Source organism: Pseudidiomarina sp. WS423 (assembly GCF_050750165.1).
Classification (GTDB): domain Bacteria; phylum Pseudomonadota; class Gammaproteobacteria; order Enterobacterales; family Alteromonadaceae; genus Pseudidiomarina; species Pseudidiomarina fusca.
Genome location: NZ_JBOJLN010000040.1, coordinates 1 through 1,502, shown reverse-complemented (window position 1 = coordinate 1,502; position 1,502 = coordinate 1). Strand labels below are relative to the sequence as shown.

Here is a 1,502-nt window from a genome sequence, read left to right as displayed (position 1 = left end):
ACCCTAGCGACAATTACTTGGCCGGTTAAATGGTCAACAAAATTGATCCACCCGAGAAAACCAATTACCGTTAATGTGTGCTATTAGTTACGTGTATGGACTCCTCCTCTTTTGCAAGCATTTTGTTCAATTGCGAGTAGGTACGACTGCCTACGTGTATTCGGTCTCTAAAAAGATGCTGCATCGGTAGGCATCGGACCTTAATGGGCTATTCGCGCACTGATTTCCAAACGCTTACACGAGCTCAAGGCTCTTCGTAACACAAGGAGTTTCTCAGTGCCGGTTCGACCTGTTCGCCATCAAGCAAAAGCTTTGCAATCGTGGTGTTGAGTTTATCCTATTAAAATTTATTTGTTACTTTAGCATCAGATTATCTACTTGCAGCTGCAAGTGTTTCATCATAAACCGTCTCATTGGCGACTAACGCCCAGGCAATTCGGGCCGTTTTGTTAGCCAACGCAACGGTTGCTACGTTAATGTGCTTACGGTTGACCAGACATTTTAACCAATGACTCAGCCCATCACTTTTTCCATCAACATGGCGTAGTACCGATCGTGCACCATGGACAAGCAACTTGCGGAGGTAGCCATCACCGCGCTTGCTAATTCCGAGTAATCGCTCCCGGCCGCCGGTGCTGTGCTGTCTGGGTGTTAATCCTAAAGACGCTGCAAAATCACGTCCTTTTCGAAAAGCTTTGCCGTCACCCAGCGCCCCGGAAAGTGCACTTGCGGTTAATGGCCCAACACCACGCAACGTCATCAAGCGACGCGCAACGGGATCCTTTTGGACATTCTCAGTAATTTTCTCATCAAGACTTTTGATGCGGTCATCGAGGTAACGAAGATCCTCCGCCAAACTATTAAGAAGCGTGCGGAAAGTATTACTCAGCCCGTTTTCAGCATCCTCAAGCCATTTTGGTAAAGCCCTTCTCAGTTGATGGATGCCAACTGGCGAAATAACACCATATTCGCCTACCAAACCGCGGATCTGGTTAGCTTTGGCGGTACGTTGCCCCACCAATTCTTCGCGGATGCGATGAGCAGCCTGGATATCTTGCTGCTCTGCTGTTTTGAGGGCTACAAAGCGCATGTTGGGCCGGCTCATTGCCTCACAAATCGCTTCAGCATCAACTTTGTCGTTCTTATTACTCTTTACGTAAGGTTTAACAAACTGAGCAGGAACCAAACGAACATGATAGCCAAGCTTCTGAAGCTCTCGTCCCCAATGATGGGCTGATGCACACGCTTCGATACCGACTGTGCAGCCTACCGGGACCTTGCGGCTCAGCGCGTTTAACCATTTTGTGCGAGTATACTTGGCCTGCCATACAGTTTTACCATAGCGATCTACACCGTGGACGTGAAAAACTGATTTGGCAATATCGACTCCAACACGGATAATATTCATTTGGGCTTCTCCTCATCTCAGTGATGTTTGACTCACTCACCATTTTGGCACATCGACGCCGGTTAGGTGAGGAGGAGTCCATCCCATTGCTTAC

Annotated in this window: 1 protein-coding gene; it reads right to left on the bottom strand. The window is 48.1% G+C overall.

The genetic code is table 11. The features are described from left to right. Positions 1-370: 370 nt before the first annotated feature. Complete coding sequence (locus ACQ661_RS12650) at positions 371-1,408, bottom strand: IS110 family transposase (RefSeq protein ID WP_153827384.1); 1,038 nt, start codon at positions 1,406-1,408, stop codon at positions 371-373. Between the last annotated feature and the right edge of the window lie 94 nt (positions 1,409-1,502).

Coding starts and splice junctions, on each gene's coding strand:
- ACQ661_RS12650 (WP_153827384.1), bottom strand. CDS start 1,408: ATGAATATTATCCGTGTTGGAGTCGATATTGCCAAATCAGTTTTTCAC.